The sequence below is a fragment of the Acinetobacter sp. 789_lipA genome (assembly GCF_058242845.1).
The window spans coordinates 3,550,352-3,565,456 of sequence record NZ_JBZAYS010000001.1 but is presented as its reverse complement, the minus strand read 5'-3'; the positions used below and the strand labels follow the sequence as shown (position 1 = coordinate 3,565,456).

The following is a 15,105-nucleotide window of genomic DNA, read 5'->3' as shown; positions in this document are numbered from 1 at the left end:
ATGATCAGTTCGTTACACCCAAGTTTCTGATAAAAAAGCAAGTATTTACAGGTAGTACGTTGAAACCAGCGTCTAACTATCGGACACCTACAAACGAGTGGGCGTACAGCTACCAGCAGCATATACTTGCTTTCGGGTCGTCACTTCGCGCACTTGGTTTTGACTACCCAGACACCGAGGCTGGATTGACTGAAGTGCGCAGGCGTTTAATGGTGTTTGCACGCAATGATAACAATGAGGCTTTCCGTGCGCTAACATTTATACGGTACGATAATACTCTAGCTCGATACGAACTAGGTGTTTCTGTCGTAGCAGATACCCCAAACTCACCAATACAGTTATGCTTATATACCACCGCGAAAATGACACCAAGTAAGCTGGGAATGTTGGTATATAACGCACAGCAAGAATTGGTTTTCGACGCGCTTAAAGGGTATTTACAGCACGTCGGCACATTACATGGAGGGGTGCGTGTAGGCGCTGGCGTTGGAGTAGCTGCAACGTACACCCTAGCCCTGCCTGCGACTGTGAATCAGCAGCACTTATATATTTCCCAGCGTTCATCCCTTCCATTTTACGCAGCGTACCGCATTAGCAGCAGCGGGGTGTCCTATGCAAGCACGCACTACCGCCCTGTACTTTCTTTTCCTAACGCAACAACTTTACAAGTTCAACTGGTTGCTCAGCGAAATGTAAGTGGCAACAACCAATCACAATCTTACTCAGGTTTTTTTGAAAACATAATTTATTGTCCTTATGAGCATGATGTTTACACAGGCTTTGGAAACTAACAAAGACAAGCTTAATCGCACCCTCGGGTGCTTTTTTATTGACAAAAAATAGGGGGCACAATGCCAAATGACTACTCATCCGACCCACCAGTAGCGACAGCAGGTCAGTTGCTCGCTATTTCAGACAAGATCACCGACATATCCAAAAACATGGACAAGTTAGCTGAGATGCCTCAGAAGCTCGACCGTATGAACATGCAGTTAGAGCAGCTCAACAAAGAGCATCAACAGACACGAAATGACTTAACTCAAACGCGTGACAATCTGCAAGAAGATTTAGACCGAGCAAAGTCAAACTTCAAAAGTGAGATTAAGCAACTCAGAAACGAAGTTGATCCGAAGTTTAAGGAAGTGGATTCACAGATTAGAGTGCTGCATGAAAGTAAAACCAAGATCGACAGTATCACCAACCTTGTGCGCTTTGGTGGCATTTTCTTAGCAGGACTATTCGTCGTCGCTTGGAATACTCAAACGAGCAAAACAGACACGGTAAACACTCAAGCCACGACCAACGCCCAAAGCATCCAAGTTCTTGAAAAACAGTCTGATCAACTTTTAAGAACAGTTGAAGAAATCCGAAACAAACTTTATGAACGAAATGTGAGAGAGGAAAAATGAAATTCATCCCCGAAAACGTCTGGAAATATTTATCTGTAAAGCTCCCAATTATCGGAGCTTTTTTATTGGGTGTTCTTCCTGTTTTAATTCAAGAGGGCATCAACACACAACTCATTCCGACTGAATACCATGCTATTTTGCTTTCAGTTGTATTGCCTGCATTGGCGTACATTGGCCGTAAGATTGCACAGCCTAAAGTTAAGGGTAGCCCATAATGAAACACATATTTGATTTCCTGCGAAAGATCAGTGGTGGCAAACTCACCCAAAAGCAGGTTGATGCTGCAGATAAGTTAATTGCAACCGCCTATGATGACCTGAATGATATGCTGGGTATCGCCACAGATGAAATGCACATCAGCCCAAGTGGAATAGACCTGATCTGTAATTTTGAAGGTAAGAGACTTACTGCCTATGACGATGGAGTGGGAGTGTGGACGATTGGTTTCGGTACCACAGTTTATCCGAACGGCATTAAAGTTATGAAAGGTGATACCTGCACGGAAGCACAAGCTAAGACATACATGGCACATGATTTAAAGAAGTTTGAAGCTACTGTAAATAAGGCAGTCACAGTGCAACTTAATCAAAATCAGTTTGATGCACTGGTATCACTTGCCTACAACATTGGGACTAATGCATTTAGCAAATCGACGTTGGTTAAAAAGTTGAATGCCAATGATATTCGTGGTGCTGCAGATCAGTTTGATGTATGGGTGAATGCGGGCGGTAAACGTATGCAAGGGCTTGTGAATCGACGTGCTAAAGAAAAGGCTTTGTTTCTATCATGATCAAAGCATTATTGCTGTGCATCCTGCTTTCAGGCTGCACAGCACATTCGATTTCGACAAAGGTGCATGTCACTGTATGTGTGCAGTGTGTGAATTAATGAAAATGAGGTAAGACTGATTTATTGAATGACTACTTTTTTACAAAGACATCTGAACCATTTACAGAATGCCTAGTTGAAATGAATAAGGTCTTGACAGGTTTTTTGACAGACTGACGTGTAAAACAGTCATATTCTATTAGAAATTAAAAGTGCAAACCCTTGTATTCAAAAGGTCTGAGTTTGATTGAGTTTTATTGTGTTTGATGTTTGCGGGTTCAACTCCCGCCACCTCTTCAAACTATTTAAAAACTATGTATTAATAAATAAGTGAAATTTTTGCTATGAAAATGGGGGGACAAGTTTTCACATCTTTGTGCAAAAAATCCATTTACTGCCAAGAAAAAAGCGTTCAAGAAAGAGAAAAATGACATCTGACATACAAGAGCGTCGAAATGAGTAAGATCAAACAAAAATAGAAAAACAACCCGAAATTTTACATTTGTAATAGTCTCCTTATCTGTCCGTTAATATCAGCATGTTCTGTAATATTTACAGTTTCTAAAATGCACAAAATAAAATCACTGAATGTTATTAAAGCACAGTATTTTACCCATTTACTCTGCATGAAAAGTAAAAATATGTGCAAATTGCCCACATTTAACAATTTAACCTAAATAAATTTAAACGTTAAAAAATTGGCATAGCTCTTGCAATACAGCGCTCAAGAATTTTAATTGAATAGTAGGAGTGTTGAATATGAGCGCGCATGCAGAGTCGCCTTTAACAGAAACACCACTTTCACAACGTAAAGGCTTTTTCCCAATAGCCTTAGTGTTATTTAGTTTTACTTTTTTCACAGGAACTATGTTCGCTGGTGGAAAAATTGGGGTGGCTTTTGAGTTCACTGATATTTTGTGGATTGTAGCCATAGGCAACTTGCTATTAGGAGCTTATGCCGCGACCTTGGGATTTATTTCTGCACGTAGTGGCTTAAATACAGTTCTAATGGGACGTTTCTGCTTTGGCAACTGGGGCAGTAAATTATCAGACTTTATTTTAGGTTTTGCTGAATTAGGCTGGTTTGCTTGGGGAACAGCAACTCTGGCGATTTCACTTGGAAAAATATTAGGATTTTCTGACAGTTTACTCATTCCTTTGATGGTGCTATTTGGACTCGGTTTTTCCATTACAGCAATTGTTGGCTTTAAAGGACTTGAATATCTATCCCGTGTATCGATTCCTTTAATGTTTATTTTGCTCGTTACTTCTATTGTCTTGGCGACCAAAGAAATTGGTGGATGGACTGGTTTAACTAGTGTTCAACCGACAGAAACACTCACATTGGCAACAGCCATTACCATGGTATTTGGTACCTTTGCTAGTGGTGCAACACAAATTACCAATTGGACGCGCATGTCTAAGAGCGGAAAAATCGCGATTTGGGCATGTCTAGTGAGCTTTGTAATTGGTAATGGTCTAATGGTCCTAGCAGGCGCTTGGATGGCAATCGTTTATCAACAACCCGATATTGTAGAGGTCTTAGTCTTACAAGGGTTATCTATTGCTGCAGTAGTGATGCTTTGCCTGAACTTATGGACGATCCAAGGCCCAGCAATCTATAGTGTTTCAACTGCTGCTTGCCATATGGTAAGAAGTGAACGCCGTAAAACCATGGTGCTTGTAGCTGCTGTTGCGGGGATCATTTTAGCTGCTGCTGGTATGTATGAGCTATTGATTCCGTTCTTATTACTCCTTGGCGCAATTATTCCTCCACTTGGTGGTGTGATCATGGCGGATTACTGGATTCGTCATAAAGGAAAATATCCATTATTAGCTGAAGCAAATATTCCTAATTTTAACTGGATTGGTTTGATTGCTTATTTCACAGGCGCAATTGTTGCCTATGTATCACCATGGATTGCACCTATTGTGGGTATTGTGGTGGCATGTACCACTTATAGTGTGTTGAATTATTTATTCCCATTACGTCAGGAATCATCTGTCTTAAATATAGTAGATGCAGTGGAGTAATGCGATGAATATGACCGTTCAAGATATCCTGAATCTACCTTCACTTTACCCACTAAAATTATGTGGTGGAACAGAAAATATTCATCGGCCTGTCCGCTGGTTCTATGTAGCAGAAAATGAAGGAATCGCTGAATGGATTGAGGGTGGAGAGATTGTATTTGTTACGGGAATCAACTATACCCGTGATGAAAATAATCTCTTAGGGTTACTTGAACAGGCATATGAACGAAATGTAGCTGCGCTTGTCATTATGACAGGTCAGGAATATATCCATGAAATTCCACCTAAACTTATTTCACGCGCAAATGAGCTTGGTTTACCGTTAATTGAGCAACCTTACAGTTTGAAGATGGTTGAAGTTACGCATGCGATTGGTACACAGCTAGTTCAGTTTTCTCAAGTCAAAAAATCGAGTGAAGATGTAATCTCTCAATTACTGACAGGGGATTTTCCATCGGTAGAGACAATTCAACTTCGTGCCAAACAGTTAAAAATTAACTTACTTGGACGTCATGTGATTACAGTACTGCGCTTACACAATATTCATGCCTTGTTTCATACCGATACTGATGCTGTGCATGAAAATCATTTTTTCAGAATTAAACAACAGTGTTATGAAGCCTTGGAAAAATGGTCCAAACAGTGGAAGCAAAAAATTCCAGTCATCCGTCAGGGGGATCAGTTTAGTTTGGTACTCAACCTTGATGATCATGATATCGATGCGTGGAAAAAATCACTCATAGAAGTGATCGATCAAATGAGTCAACTTGATAATAACCTTAAGGTCTTTGCAGGGTTATCAAATGAAGTGAATTCTGCAGTGGCATTTCAACGAGGATTTTGGGAAGCATCCCAAGCTCAGGAAATTGCTTTTGAAATGCAGATGAAAAATAGTATTTGCCAATATCGTGATTTGGGGGTGCTAAAACTTTTAAAAGCGATTCCGAACAAAAGCGTATTGCAGCAATTCATGCATGAAACCGTGGGTATTCTCATTAGCGATAAAAAGCATCCATTTGTACTACTCGAAACGTTAGATGCCTGGCTTAAAGAAAATGGCAACTTAAATGATACAGCCAAACGACTTGGTATCCATAGAAACACCTTAAACCAACGGATTCAAAAAATTGAATCATTGACAAATCAGGTCTTAACTGAGGCAAATTTCCGTCTAAATGCTTCAATGGCATTACTGATCTGGCACATGAGTCATTAATTATTTTAAAAGGAACCAACATGAAAATTATCAATGCAGTTTTACGTCAACAAGAAGGGCTATTTAGTATTACTTACAACAATGGCATCTTTGAAGCCATTGAAAAACAGGCTAGTCTCATTCAAACAGTTGATGTAGATACTATCGATGCACAACAACAATTAGTCATGGCTCCTTTAGTTGATCCACACATTCATTTAGATGCTGTACTCACTGCGGGTGAGCCTGAGTGGAATATGTCAGGTACACTCTTTGAAGGGATTGAACGTTGGGGGCAACGTAAAGCCACGATCACTTTTGAAGATACTAAACTACGTGCTTTAAAAACGCTAGATATGCTCATTGAGCATGGTATTCAACATGTGCGTACACATGTCGATGTCACTGATCCAAGCTTAACTGCAATGCGAGCTATGCTTGAAGTTAAAGAAGAAATCAAAGATAAAGTGAATTTGCAGATTGTAGCATTTCCACAAGAAGGTATTGAGTCATTTAAAAATGGTCGTGCTTTAATGGAGGAAGCCGTAAAGCTTGGTGCTGATGTAGTTGGTGGCATTCCACATTTTGAATATACCCGTGAAAAAGGTGTAAGTTCAGTTCATTTCTTGATGGATTTAGCTGAAAAATATAACTGTCTGGTGGATGTACACTGTGATGAGATTGATGATCCAGCATCTCGCTTTTTGGAAGTTTTGGCAGATGAAGCACATGTACGAGGTATGGGGGAACGTGTAACAGCTAGCCACACTACAGCCATGGGATCTTATGACAATGCCTATTGTTACAAGTTATTCCGCTTACTAAAACGTTCTAAAATTAACTTTATTTCGTGCCCTACAGAAAGTATTCATTTGCAAGGAAGATTTGATAGCTATCCAAAGCGCCGAGGTTTGACCCGTGTACCAGAAATTGACCGTGCAGGCATGAATATTTGTTTTGCTCAGGATTCAATTCGTGATCCTTGGTATCCAGTAGGAAACGGTAATATTATTCGTATTCTGGATGCTGGCTTACATATCTGTCATATGCTGGGTTACGAAGACTTACAACGTTGCTTGGATTTTGTTTCATATAATTCGGCCAAGACTTTATGTCTAGGTGATCAATACGGGATTGAGGTCGGACGTCCAGCAAGCTTCATTATTATGCCGGCTAAAAATGATTATGAGGTTGTTGCGAATCAAACAAAAGCTATTTTAAGTGTGCGTAATGGTAAAATTATTATGCAAAGATATCAGGAGCAAGTGAACTTAACCAAAGTTGAGAATCTAACTACACCAGCATAATTAAATAAAAAACCGATGTTTATACATCGGTTTTTTCAATGTTATAGAGCTAATTTACTAAAGTTTTAAAAGCTAAGGGCTTTGTTGCACAAAGCTTTGAAAGACAGAGTTCGCCTAAATTCCTAAAACAACCTGATACGGTTTAAATCCTTCGACCACTGCTTTGGAAATCAACTGAATAAAAGCTTCAGTTTTTCCATAAGCCATCCATTGATCCAATGCTTCATAGTAAGCTAAACGATTCTCTACAGTAATCACACAAGGTGGATAACCAGCTTTAAGCAATTCGAGGTTCATCAATAGGCGTGATGTACGGCCATTGCCATCAACTATTTATAGTGAATACTGTGTATATGCGATATAAGTAATTGATAAATACCATCTTCTAAAAATGCATAGTATGTATTATTTATATGTATCTTAATTAAAGTGTTCAAAAGTGATTATTAATCAAACTAAAAAATATTTTCTAAAAAAGAAATAATTGGAACATTTAAGCACTTGAGCCAATCATAAAGCTCTAAAACATCAAGCCTCCTATCGAAATTTTCCACTTTTGCTATGTAGGATTGTGGCTTATTTAGAGATATGAACCGTACCAGGTTTGTCGGAGACTTTTTTATTTAAGTTAGGCCACCTGACCTAACGGGTTAATCTTATCATAGTACATTGCTTCAAACTCAAAAGGCGATACATAACCCAGTGCACTGTGTACACGCTTTTTATTGAACCAATCTACCCAGTTTAGTGTCGCAAGTTGTACATCTGCTAAACCTTGCCAATCTGCTTTTAAATATTCAATCACCTCTGTTTTGTATAAGCCATTCACCGTTTCAGCCAGAGCATTATCGTATGAATCACCAGTTGTACCGACTGATGCTCGTAAATTTGCAGCTTCTAAACGATTGGTATAGCGAATAGAAAGATATTGAACACCTCTATCGGAATGATGAATCACATTCTTAGGCATACCTCGATCGTGCAATGCTTGCTCCAATGCATCGAGCACCATATCTGTATTCATCCGTGTAGATACTTTCCATCCAACAATTGCTCGTGAGAACACATCAATAACAAATGCGGTATATACCCAGCCTGAATGAGTTTGAATATACGTAAAGTCACCCACCCATAGTTGGTTTGGATGATCAGCATTAAAATTACGTTTCACTAAATCATCTGCCCGTTTTTGGTCATCTCGGCTACGGGTGGTTTGTTTATTCTTACCTCGCCAAACACCTTGTATACCTAGCTTTTTCATTAATCGAGCAACTGTACAACGTGCAATAACATAACCCTCACGTTTTAATTTTTGCCAGACTTTACGTACACCATATCGACCTGAACTTTCCTTCCAAATTCGTTTAATTTGTTCAGCATGATGCTCATCATGTAGATCTCGTTTCGCTCGATGTTCTGGATTGTCAACGAGATCTAAAGCCCGATAATAGGTCGAAGCTGCAATCGGTAAAATTCTACAAATCGCTTCAACACCATATCGATCTTTATTGTTATGGATAAAATCCACCATTATTTGTGTGGGCGGTCGAGCTCCGCCTGGGCGAAAAAAGCGGCTGCTTTACGTAGAATCTCATTGGCGCGTTGCAGTTCTTTATTTTCGCGTTCGAGTTGTTTGATACGTTCTTGGTCTGAAAGCTGCTGTACTTTAACTGGATTTTGTTTATCTAAATATTTTTGATACCAAACACGTAGTGTTTCAGGAGTACAACCGATTTTAGGAGCAATAGCTGTGATTGCTGCCCAAGTAGAAGGATAATCTTTTTCAGATTCAATTAGTAATTGAACCGCTCTTTCTCTGATTTCAGGGGTATATTTTAATTTTGTCATCGGGATAGTCTCTCAGAATATTGACTCTCCGACAAACCCGGTACGGTTCATAGCTTTTCTTTTGTTTTTTTAGGTCTTTGTATTGGAATTTCTGTGGCGTCTACGATCACCACATTCCAGTCTATACCTTCGCCTTCAGGTAAATCCTTCGGCAAGTTAAAGAGATTAGACTTGATGAGGCAGTCCTCTACATGGCGGACAATTCTTGAAGCAGTGGGCTCTGACACACCATAGTTCGTTGCAATATGGAACAATGTTCGGTATTCACGCCAATAACTTAAGCACAGAAGGATTTGATCTTCTATGCTCAATTTGGATGGTCTACCTTTAGCAGGGACAGACAATTTCAGTTGTTCAATCATTAAATCAAAGGTTGACCATGAGATGCCTGTATATCGCTTAAACTGGGGTTCAGAAAGATTTTTTGAATCGACGTATTTCATCTGCAAATTATGCATGAATATTTAAGATTCTTCGGTACAAATAATCAGCAAAAGGTAGATCATTTTTTGATTTATGAAAGAGATCTAGTATTAATATCATCGGAAGTAGGTGGTTTTGATTCTATAAAAAAATTCATGTTTATTGTGTGAAAAAGAAATTAAAGCACGAGATTATATTAAATCATGAATTCGAGTTTGTTCATAATTTATAAGCCCATAAAATTATGGATCGGCATAAGTAGAATTTTGATACTATTGTATAAACTAAGTATAAACCAAGTCTTCATTTTAAAGACCTAAAACAACTTGATACGGTTTAAATCCTTCGAGTACCGCATCGGAAACCAAGTGGATAAATGCTTCAGTTTTTCCATAAGCCATCCATTGATCTAGGGCCTCATAGTAGGCCAATCGGTTTTCAACTGTTATTACACAAGGAGGATAACCAGCTTTAATCAATTCGAGGTTCATCAATAGACGTGATGTACGGCCATTGCCATCAATGAATGGATGGATACCTACAAAATCAGCATGTACTTTGGCTGCACGTTCAATTGGATGCAGCTTATGTGCTTCACTATTATACCAGTCTACGAATTGAACCATCTTGTCATTTAATAACGTGTAATCAAGCGGGGTAGACGTCGCACCTGATATCAGGACATTTTGCTGACGATAACGTCCAGCATTATCATCATCAATATTTTTTAAGATAAGCTGATGGATATTACGAATTTGCCATTCAGAAAAAGGCTCCTCTTTCCGAATGATATCTTCAACATAGTAAATTGCATTTCTATGGTTGATCGCTTCGAAGTGTTCTCTTAATGCCTTTCCACCAACAGTAATACCTTCGAGTACTACTTTTGTTTCTAGCAGGGTGAGTGTATTGCCTTCAATTGCATTCGAATGATAGGTCCAGCGGACAATAAGATCTTCTTGTAAATTTTTAACAATTGATGGAGAAAGAGGGCGATGTTGATCTAATTTTTTCTTTAAATCATCAATAGTTTCAAACATAACCTTATCCCTGAATTTATCTTAGTCGATCATACATGAAAAAAGAAATATCAGAAATGTAGTGATATATCATTACATTTTGTATTGATTATAAAAGTAGTAATTGGATGGCTTTCAATATTCTAGACACGAGACAGCCTCATTTTGAAAACCCATTATTGTTCATTTCCCCATACGCCCATTGCATGCTGTAGATGACCAGTTTTGACATAAAGCGTTGCGCCTGATAGACCTGCCTGAAATTTAGCCGCACTATTGATGGGAAGACGGACCCATGAACCTGCGGGATATATTTCAGTGCCGCAAAATAATTGACCTTTGATAATTAGCACTTCAATCCCTTGTTTTGATTTCTCTTCGAAAATCTGAGCAGGTTTTAGCTTTTCTAAATAGGTCTGTTCATGTTCCGATTGAAATAACGGGCATCTCATCCGATGTTTAGTAAGCTTCCAATTCGCTGGATCATTGGTATTAATTCGGGTGGGCTCTATCTCATGTTCGGTCATTTGCATCAGTTTCACAAAGATTAAACAACCAGCTTTACTGGAAACCTGATGAGTTGAATGATGGGGATTACGTAAATACCAGCCTGCCGGATAATCATCTTCAGCATTCTCTGTAAAAATGCCTGACAAGATAAGGACTTCTTCACCCAAAGGATGCTGATGTTCAGGAAAGGCAGATTCTGGCGCGTATTTCACAAGACTAGTTGCACGTGCTTTCTCATTGCCAATACGATCAAGCATCATTCTATCGACTTCACCTCCTGGAGATTTCACCCAATGGTAATCCTCTGGCTTGATGATGACGGGCTGTGAGAAGTCGGCATGAATAAACATAATGCTGTCCTGTAATGAAAAAACCTACGTATTTTAACGAGAATGCATAGGTTTATTTTAAAAGAAATAGCGATGAGTTATCTCACTGTTTCAGAAAAGATAAGCAGGTTAATAGCAGATATTACTCATTAAGCTATGCAATATTAATATTTTAGAGTTTAATCAACTGTGCTTTGTTTTTACATCAATGAGGAATGGCATGAGATATCAACCGCCTTATACGATCACCTCTAGAATTATTCACTTGATTGCACAAATTAGTGAATCAATAGGGCGTTTGACTGCATTAACCCAAATTCAAGATAGCCTTAAATTGCGAAAAGCAAATCGTATCCGAACGATTCAAGGGTCTTTAGCGATCGAAGGGAATACCTTGAGTACAGAGCAAATCACAGCGATCCTGAATGGCAAGACCATTATCGCGCCACCTAAAGAAGTTCAAGAAGTCCGTAATGCCCTAAAAGCATATGAAGAAATTCAAAATTGGAACCCTGATCAAGAAACACATTTGCTGAAAGCACATCAAATATTGATGACAGGACTGATTGATGAGGTTGGACAGTATCGCCATGGCGGTGTTGGTGTGATGTCAGGGGATCGAGTCGTGCATATGGCTCCGCCTGCAAATCAAGTGCATCGCTTAATGGGAGAATTATTGCAGTGGTTGGCTGAAGGCAATGAGCACCCATTGATTCAGAGTTCAGTATTTCATTATGAGTTTGAGTTTATACATCCATTTGCTGATGGCAATGGGCGTATGGGACGTTTATGGCAAACTTTAATCTTAAGCCAGTGGAATCCAATTTTTCTCAATATCCCTGTAGAAAGCTTGATTTATCAAAACCAAAAAGCTTATTACGATGCATTGCAAGCGAGCACAGATCGCTCAGATTCAGCACCTTTTATTGAGTTTATTTTGCAGATGATTTTAGATGCAATACTCAGTTCTGATGCCAGCGATCAAGATACCGCTCAAGCTAGGGTACAAGTTAGCGATCAAGTTAAACGTCTCGTCCAGAAGATGGAGCAGAAGGAATATAGCTTAGCTGAGCTTATGGCTCTATTAGACTTGTCCCATCGAGCAACATTCCAAAAAAATTATTTAACTCCAGCATTAGAAGCCGGTGTGATTGAACGCACCTTTCCTGATAAGCCTAAGAGTCCTAAGCAAAAGTACAAATTAAAAAATTGAACTATACTGAGGTGGATGTGATTATTAATATCATAATGAGCTAATTGTAATGTTATAATATTTCATTTATTTTTAGGTGTAATTTTCTGCTATAATGTCAGTACGCCACTTCAAATCCTGAATTCGGATTTGAACAAGATTTTAAAGTGATTCAATGCACTAAATCTAATTTAGGTCAAAATTGGGTCAATGAATTTTTTTATTCAATTAAAAAGCTTTAAAATAAATGAGTTAGGTTTTGAGTTCAATTGACGCTATCCGATCAGCAAAGATGAGAATTTGTATTATTTAATGAAATAAAATGAACTTTAAACAACATTTAAAATTTTTAATAAATAAGAGTAAAAGATTGATAACGATGACACAATCTGTCCATGTACCCACATAAATTTGCTTATTGATTGATGAAACAAAATAGTTCTACTCATGAGCGATTAGCTGATCGTTTAGCTAATATTTTGACCATGTTAAATATGGGGTCTCATTTGAGCTCGGCTTTGTTACACAAACCTATATCTAAGGCTTATTCCACAATATAATTTTCAAATGAATAAGCCTACACCTAAAATTTATCATACAACCACTTGGTCTTCATATAACCGAGCTCTCATTAATCATGTAAATATTGCCATTTGGTTTGATCCAGCTATGTAATGGTATGCTCAATCAAAAGGCAAACAAGGACGAAATCAAACCTACTCCGACGCTGCCATCCAATGCTGCTTAATGATTAAATCCTTATTCCGTCTGTATTTACGTATGGTCACTGGCTTTGTGCAAAGTCTGATTAAACTTTGCGGATGAGCAGCCCCGAATATCAGTGATATTCGTACACCACGCTTTGTAGAAGACAAAAGCATATTGATATTGCAATTAGCTACCAAAAAAGTAGCGATGGGCTGCATCTACTCATGGACTCTTCAAGCATGAAGTTTCTAGATGAGGGTGAATGGAAACGCAAGAAACATGGACCTCAATATCGCCGCCAATGGCGTAAGCTTCATATTGGTATCGATGCTAAAACCCTTCAAATACGTGCTGTACAACTCACCGCAAATAATGTCTGTGATTCACAGGTACTGGAAGATTTACTTGCTCAAATCCCTTTAGATGAACAAATCGATTCTGTCTATACAGATGGTGCTTATGACACAAAACGATGCCGTCAGGACATTGCAGATCGGCAAGCGCATGCGCTGATTCCACCTAGAAAAAATGCGAAACCATAGAAAGATACAAAGAACAAGCAGCTCGCTAGAGCGAAATGAATTACTTCGAACAGTTAATCTTGCGAAGCAGTGCTTCTCAGGCAGGGCACTATGGAAAAATGGTCAGGCTATCATCGGCGAAGTTTGGTTGAAACTAAGATGCACTGCATTAAATTATTAGGAGATAAACTCAGTGCAAGGAGTTTTGGTAGCCAAGTCAATGAGATCCATGCACGTGTAGCAGTCCTTAACAGATTTACGGAATTAGGTCGACCACTTACCCAAGTTACGCCTTAAATTTGGCTCAATTAGGGGCACTTTGCCTTTCAAATCTTTGTGCAACAACACCCTAAAAATGAAAAAAACCAGAAAAAATAGGAGCTTAGAGCTCCCATTTTTATATTAACTTTCTAAGTTCCTATGTTACTTTGAAGAATACTTCATCATAATGTCCGAATACAGCTATATTTTTTTGATTTCTACAATATCACTGGATTCAATGAGCGATTGGATATTACCAAATAAACTTTGAATATAATCAGACGCTATATGGATATCTAAATCCTCCCTGCTACGCCATTCTTCTAAGAAGAAATATCTACTCGAGTCATTTTCGCTAATATAAAGCTCATATTTCAAGCATCCTTCTTCGTGAAGCGTAGGCTCTATTACACTTTTTAAAAGCGCTTCTAACGTCTCTTTTTGATCTGACTTTGCCTTAAAGTTCGCAATTACTGAAATAGTCATTATTTCACCTTTAATTTGTTTTAGAAGTTTTCTAGTACAATTTTGCCTTTTGACTTACCTGATTCAAGTAACTTATGCGCCTTCTCCAAGTTTGCAGCGTTAATTTTGCCTAGATTTTGGTTGAGGGTACTTCTAATTTTTTGCTGGTCAACTAATTGAGCAACCTGTTGCAATAGATCACCTTGCTTTTCAATATCATCGGTTTCATACATTGAACGAGTGAACATCAACTCCCAATGGATAGAAATAGATTTAGTCTTAAACGGCATAATATCAAATGTTTGTGGATCATCGATCAATCCAAGCTTGCCTTGTGGTGCAATCAGAGAAACTATTTGCTTGATATATGTTTCTGTATGATTTGTAGAGAATACGTATTTTGGTTTTTCAATGCCTAATGTCTCGATTTGTGCATTTAAATCTTTGCTATGATCAATGACATGGTCGGCACCCAATGATTTCACCCAAGATTTCGTTTCTTCTCGTGACGCTGTGGTTATCACGGTCAGATTGGTTTTTGCTTTTAGGAGTTGGATAGCGATTGAGCCTACACCGCCTGCACCACCAATAATCAAAATACTGCCAACATCGGTTTCTGAAATTTGAAACCGATCAAACAACATTTCCCATGCCGTTATTGCAGTCAATGGCAATGCTGCGGCTTCTGCATTAGATACTGTAATGGGTTTAAGACTGACAATTCGTTCATCGACTGCTTGAAACTCAGCATTACTACCATCTCGGGTTAAATCGCCAGCATACCAAACAGAATCTCCTACTTTAAACGCGGTAACTTTTGAGCCAATTTCAACAATTTCACCAACAGCATCCCAACCTAAAATACGATTATTTGCTTCAGACGAATTTTTTCTCACTTTGGTATCAACTGGATTCACAGAGATTGCCTGAACTTTTACCAGTACATCATGCTCCTTAAGCGTAGGCTTCGCTTTTTCAATATCTACCAATGAATTTTTAAAATCATCATGGTTATTGATAACATACGATACGGCTTTCATAGATTTGTCCTCAACT

14 protein-coding genes, 2 pseudogenes and 1 other annotated feature are annotated in these 15,105 nt (G+C 38.6%); of the genes and pseudogenes, 9 read left to right on the top strand and 7 right to left on the bottom strand.

All coding sequences use genetic code 11. From position 1 onward, the window contains the following. Positions 1-59: 59 nt before the first annotated feature. From AC4CUZ_RS17585 to codA, 7 genes are all read left to right on the top strand, one after another. Positions 60-791 (top strand): hypothetical protein, encoded by a 732-nt coding sequence (locus tag AC4CUZ_RS17585; RefSeq protein ID WP_490747964.1) that lies wholly within the window; start codon positions 60-62, stop codon positions 789-791. A 60-nt stretch (positions 792-851) separates the two neighbouring features. Next, positions 852-1,409, top strand: coding sequence for a coiled-coil domain-containing protein (locus AC4CUZ_RS17580; RefSeq protein ID WP_490747963.1), 558 nt, complete (start codon positions 852-854; stop codon positions 1,407-1,409). Continuing rightward, positions 1,406-1,624 (top strand): hypothetical protein, encoded by a 219-nt coding sequence (locus tag AC4CUZ_RS17575; protein WP_063454338.1) that lies wholly within the window; start codon positions 1,406-1,408, stop codon positions 1,622-1,624. Before AC4CUZ_RS17580 ends, AC4CUZ_RS17575 begins: the two co-directional genes overlap by 4 nt. After that, a complete protein-coding gene (locus AC4CUZ_RS17570) occupies positions 1,624-2,199 on the top strand; it encodes a lysozyme (protein ID WP_005400088.1) in 576 nt (191 codons plus the stop codon). Before AC4CUZ_RS17575 ends, AC4CUZ_RS17570 begins: the two co-directional genes overlap by 1 nt. Positions 2,200-2,996: 797 nt before the next feature. Beyond that, positions 2,997-4,271: a cytosine permease gene (gene codB, locus AC4CUZ_RS17565; protein WP_004730473.1), complete on the top strand. Its 1,275-nt coding sequence runs from the start codon at positions 2,997-2,999 to the stop codon at positions 4,269-4,271. A 4-nt stretch (positions 4,272-4,275) separates the two neighbouring features. Next, the gene (locus tag AC4CUZ_RS17560; protein WP_026070411.1) at positions 4,276-5,487 is read left to right on the top strand and encodes a PucR family transcriptional regulator; all 1,212 of its coding nucleotides are present in this window, start codon (positions 4,276-4,278) and stop codon (positions 5,485-5,487) included. A gap of 20 nt (positions 5,488-5,507) precedes the next feature. Further along, a complete protein-coding gene (gene codA / locus AC4CUZ_RS17555) occupies positions 5,508-6,773 on the top strand; it encodes a cytosine deaminase (RefSeq protein WP_279691010.1) in 1,266 nt (421 codons plus the stop codon). Positions 6,774-6,887: 114 nt separating this feature from the next. On the opposite strand, the pseudogene AC4CUZ_RS17550 reads toward codA, so the two are convergent. The 5 genes and pseudogenes from AC4CUZ_RS17550 to AC4CUZ_RS17530 all read right to left on the bottom strand — a co-directional run. Further along, positions 6,888-7,103, bottom strand: a pseudogene (locus tag AC4CUZ_RS17550) (Fic family protein); the annotation flags it as partial. Positions 7,104-7,401: 298 nt separating this feature from the next. Beyond that, positions 7,402-8,621, bottom strand: a protein-coding gene (locus tag AC4CUZ_RS17545; protein WP_419298864.1) for an IS3 family transposase whose coding sequence is annotated in 2 segments (ribosomal slippage) — positions 7,402-8,345 and positions 8,345-8,621 — 1,221 coding nt in all. Because the reading frame shifts where the segments join, the coding sequence is not laid out codon by codon here. After that, positions 8,230-8,346 (bottom strand) — a sequence feature (AL1L pseudoknot). Its footprint overlaps the gene before it by 117 nt. Before the next feature lie 47 nt (positions 8,622-8,668). Next, positions 8,669-9,079, bottom strand: a complete 411-nt coding sequence (locus tag AC4CUZ_RS17540) for a transposase family protein (RefSeq protein WP_202971251.1) — start codon at positions 9,077-9,079, stop codon at positions 8,669-8,671. A gap of 273 nt (positions 9,080-9,352) precedes the next feature. Then, positions 9,353-10,084 carry a Fic family protein gene (locus AC4CUZ_RS17535; protein WP_279692545.1) on the bottom strand — a complete coding sequence of 244 codons (732 nt, stop codon included), beginning with the start codon at positions 10,082-10,084 and terminating at the stop codon, positions 9,353-9,355. A 155-nt stretch (positions 10,085-10,239) separates the two neighbouring features. After that, complete coding sequence (locus tag AC4CUZ_RS17530; RefSeq protein WP_279692544.1) at positions 10,240-10,923, bottom strand: cupin domain-containing protein; 684 nt, start codon at positions 10,921-10,923, stop codon at positions 10,240-10,242. Positions 10,924-11,122: 199 nt separating this feature from the next. Between AC4CUZ_RS17530 and AC4CUZ_RS17525 the strand changes: the two genes are divergently transcribed. Beyond that, complete coding sequence (locus AC4CUZ_RS17525; RefSeq protein WP_279692542.1) at positions 11,123-12,115, top strand: Fic family protein; 993 nt, start codon at positions 11,123-11,125, stop codon at positions 12,113-12,115. Positions 12,116-12,661: 546 nt separating this feature from the next. Then, positions 12,662-13,620, top strand: a pseudogene (locus AC4CUZ_RS17520) (IS5 family transposase). Positions 13,621-13,785: 165 nt separating this feature from the next. Here AC4CUZ_RS17520 and AC4CUZ_RS17515 read toward each other — a convergent pair. Both AC4CUZ_RS17515 and AC4CUZ_RS17510 read right to left on the bottom strand, forming a co-directional pair. Continuing rightward, on the bottom strand, positions 13,786-14,070 hold the full coding sequence (locus tag AC4CUZ_RS17515; protein WP_004281848.1) for a putative quinol monooxygenase: 285 nt from the start codon (positions 14,068-14,070) through the stop codon (positions 13,786-13,788). A 20-nt stretch (positions 14,071-14,090) separates the two neighbouring features. Then, positions 14,091-15,089 carry a zinc-binding alcohol dehydrogenase family protein gene (locus AC4CUZ_RS17510; RefSeq protein ID WP_279692539.1) on the bottom strand — a complete coding sequence of 333 codons (999 nt, stop codon included), beginning with the start codon at positions 15,087-15,089 and terminating at the stop codon, positions 14,091-14,093. Between the last annotated feature and the right edge of the window lie 16 nt (positions 15,090-15,105).